1 protein-coding gene is annotated in these 4,156 nt (G+C 75.2%); it reads left to right on the top strand.

Annotated features, from left to right (window positions below):
• Positions 1-4,156, top strand: a 4,156-nt coding sequence (locus ACLQ2W_RS33710) for an SDR family NAD(P)-dependent oxidoreductase (RefSeq protein ID WP_425791914.1), incomplete at both ends; no start/stop codon positions are given.

The raw sequence follows: 4,156 nt of genomic DNA on the forward strand, positions 1-4,156 counted from the left end.
AGGCGTTGCCGGCCGGTGGCGGGATGCTGGCGGTCGCCGCCCCCGAGGCCGAGGTGGCCGCGTCGATCGCGGACCACGTGACGCTGGGCGTCGCGGCCATCAACGGCCCCTCGTCGACAGTGGTCTCCGGCGACCTGGACGCGCTGGACGAGGTCGACCGGGCGTGGCGGGAGCGGGGGGTGCGGACGCGCCGGCTGACGGTGTCGCACGCGTTCCACAGTCCGCTGATGGAGCCGATGCTTGCCGAGTTCCGCGCGGTCCTCGACGGGTTGACGTTCGCCGCGCCGCTGCTGCCGGTCGTGTCCAACGTGACAGGCGCGCTGGCGGCAGGCGACGACCTGCGCACGCCCGACTACTGGGTGCGGCACGTGCGGGAGGCGGTGCGGTTCGCCGACGGCGTGACCGCGCTGCGGGCGGCCGGAACGGACACGTTCCTGGAGATCGGCCCGCAGAGCGTGCTCACCGCAATGACCGCCGAGATCCTGCCGGACGACGAGACCGTGGTCGCGACCGCGGTGCAGCGCCGGGACCGCGACGAGGCGGACGCGCTGCTGGCCGGGCTGGCCGAGCTGCACGTGCACGGTGTCCGCGTCGACTGGACGCCGTGGTTCGCCGGCACCGGCGCCACCCGCGTCGACCTGCCCACCTACGCGTTCGCGCACCGGCGCTACTGGCCGACGACCGGCCGCCGCCGGGGCGACGTGTCCGGGGCCGGGCTGAGCGACGCCGCGCACCCGCTGCTCGGCGCCACCGTCGACCTGGCCGGCGACGGCGAGGTGGTCCTCACCGGCCAGCTCTCCCTCGCCACCCACCCCTGGCTGGCCGACCACGCGGTGGCCGGCACCACGCTGCTGCCCGGCGCGGCGCTCGTCGAACTCGCCGTCCGGGCCGGCGACGAGGCCGGCCTGTCCCGGCTCCGCGAACTCACCGTCGCCACGCCGCTGGTCCTGCCGGACACCGGCCGCCTGCGCATCCAGGTACGCGTCGACGGCGCCGGCACCCGCCGCGCCGTCACCGTCCACTCCCGCCCCGACGACGACCCCGAGGCGGGCTGGACCCGGCACGCCGACGGCATCCTCGAACCGCCCACCGCCGACGAACCGGCCGTCGGGGCCTGGCCGCCGGTCGACGCGACCGAGGTCGACCTGACCGGCTGGTACGACACGCTCGCCGCGCACGGCCTGGCGTACGGGCCGGCGTTCCGGGGTCTGCGCCGCGCCTGGACCGGCGACGGGGAGGCGTACGCCGAGATCGCCCTGCCGGACGACATGACCGGCGACGCGGCCCGGTTCGGGCTCCACCCGGCGCTGCTGGACGCCGCCCTGCACCCGATCGGGCTGCTGCCGGACGGCGGGACCGGCGGCCCCCGGGTGCCGTTCGCGTTCGAGGGCGTCCAGGTGCACGCCACCGGCGCCACCCTGCTGCGGGTCCGACTGTCTCGCACCGGAGACGCGGTCCGGCTGGTCGCCGCCGACGAGAGCGGCGCGCCTGTCGTGTCGGTGGACTCCCTGGTCCTGCGCGAGATGACCGGCCTGCCCACGTCCGGCGCCGCGACCCGGTCCCTGTACGAGGTGCGCTGGCAGTCCGCGGAGACGTCGGCCGGTCAGGCGACCGGCTGGGCGGTGCTCGGCGCGTCCGTCGACGGGCTGTCGTCGTATCCGGACGTGTCGGCGGTGGTCGACGCGGGGGAGGGGTTGCCGCACACGCTGGTGTTGCCGGTGGTCGGCTTGTCCGACGTGGATGTGCCCGACGCGGTGCGGGTGGTGACGTCGGATGTGTTGGCGGTGGTGCAGGGGTGGTTGGCGGCGGAGTCGTTGGCCGAGTCGCGGTTGGTGGTGGTGACCCGGGGCGCGGTGGTGGCTGCGGGCGACGATCGGGTGACCGATCTGGCGGGTGCGGCGGTGTGGGGGTTGGTGCGGTCGGCGCAGTCGGAGCATCCGGAGCGGATCGTGTTGGCCGATCTGGATCGGGACGTCGACGGCGAGGTCCTGTCGGTGCTGGCCGGTGTGCTCGGTGACCTGCCGGCGACGGGCGGGCAGGTGGCGGTACGCGGCGACGTCGTGTTGACGCCGCGCCTGGTCCGCGCCGCGCCCGCCGGGCACACGCCGGCGGCCGACGGTCTGGCCGGCACCGATGAAGCGTCGGTGCCGGACGGCGTCGGGCGCGAGATCGGCGCCGGCACGGTGCTGGTGACCGGTGGCACCGGCGCGTTGGGCGCGTTGGTGGCGGAGCGCCTCGTCACCGGGCACGGGGTGCGGTCGCTGGTGCTGGTGTCGCGGCAGGGTCCGGCCGCGCCGGGCGCGGACGCGCTTGTCGAGCGGTTGTCGGGCCTGGGTGCGTCGGTGTCGATGGTGGCGTGTGATGTGACCGATCGGGATCAGGTCGTGCGTCTGGTGGCGGGTGTGGCGGGTCGGCTCGCCGGGGTGGTGCACACCGCGGGGGTGCTGGATGACGGGGTGGTGTCGTCGATCAGCGCGGAGCGGTTGGCGAACGTGCTCGCGCCGAAGGCCACGGCGGCGTGGTGGCTGCACGAGGCCACCCGGCATCTCGACCTGGACCTGTTCGTGTTGTTCTCGTCGGTCGCCGGGGTGCTCGGCTCACCGGGCCAGGCCGCGTACGCGGCGGGCAACGCGTTCCTGGACGGGCTGGCGGTGTGGCGTCGGCACGAGGGTCTGCCGGCGGTGTCGTTGGCGTGGGGAATGTGGGACACCGCCGGGATGGCGGCGTCGTTGTCGGAGGGGGAACGGCAGCGGTCGGCGCGGGCCGGGTTGACGCCGATGAGCGTGGAAACCGGTCTGGACCTGTTCGACGCCGCGCTCGCCACCGGTCGACCGCAACTCGTGCCCACCGTGATCGACCTGCCGGCGCTGCGCGCGGCGACCGCCGGCGCACCCGTACCCGCGATGCTGGCCACGCTCGTCGGCCGTCCCGCCGGCCGGCGCCTCGCCGGGGCCGGTGGCTGGGCCGACCGGCTCGCCCGACTCACCGACGACGAGGCCCGCGCCGAGGTCGACCTGCTGGTCCGGGGCCTGGTCGCGCAGGTGCTCGGCCACGCCGGGGCCGGCGCGGTGCCGGCCGACCGGGCGTTCCAGGAACTGGGCTTCGACTCGCTGACCGCGGTGGACCTGCGGAACCGGGTCAACGCGGCCACCGGACTGCGGCTGCCGTCCACGCTGGTGTTCGACTACCCGACGCCGGCCGCGCTCGCCGGACAGGTGTGGTCCGAGCTGGCCGGAAGCCGGCCGGACCCGGCAACCGCGCGGGCCGCCGTCCCGACCGGTCTGGACGAGCCGGTGGCGATCGTCGGCATGGCGTGCCGCTATCCCGGTGGGGTGGAGAACCCGGAGCAGCTCTGGGAGTTGCTGGCCGCCGGTGGCGACGGCATCTCCGAGTTCCCCGCCGACCGGGGCTGGGACCTCGGGTCGCTGTTCGACAGCGACCCGGACCGCAGCGGCACGTCGTACGCGACGCAGGGCGGCTTCCTGTACGACGCCGCCGACTTCGACCCCGGCTTCTTCGGCATCTCGCCGCGTGAGGCCCTGGCCATGGACCCGCAGCAGCGGCTGCTGCTGGAGACGTCGTGGGAGGCGTTCGAGTCGGCCGGGGTGGACCCGGCCGGGTTGCGCGGTTCGCGGACCGGCGTGTTCGCCGGGGTCATGTACCACGACTACGCCACGCGGCTGGTGGCACTGCCGGCCGAGGTCGAGGGCTACGTGGGCGTCGGCACGTCGGGCAGCGTGCTGTCCGGGCGGGTGGCGTACTCGTTCGGGCTGGAGGGCCCGGCGGTGACCGTGGACACGGCGTGTTCGTCGTCGCTTGTGGCGTTGCATCTGGCGGTGCAGGCGCTGCGGTCCGGGGAGTGTGACCTGGCCCTGGCCGGCGGCGTGACGGTGATGGCGACGCCGGGTACGTTCATCGAGTTCTCCCGCCAGCGTGGTCTGTCGCCGGACGGCCGCTGCAAGTCGTTCGCGGCCGCTGCCGACGGCACCGGCTGGGGCGAAGGTTCCGGTGTGCTGCTGGTGCAGCGGCTGTCCGACGCGCGTCGTGAGGGTCGGCGGATTCTGGCGGTGGTGCGGGGCACGGCGGTGAACCAGGACGGCGCGTCGAACGGGTTGACCGCGCCGAACGGGCCGTCGCAGCAGCGGGTGATCCGGCA

This window comes from Micromonospora sp. DT227 (assembly GCF_049841835.1).
In the GTDB taxonomy this organism is placed as follows: domain Bacteria; phylum Actinomycetota; class Actinomycetes; order Mycobacteriales; family Micromonosporaceae; genus Micromonospora.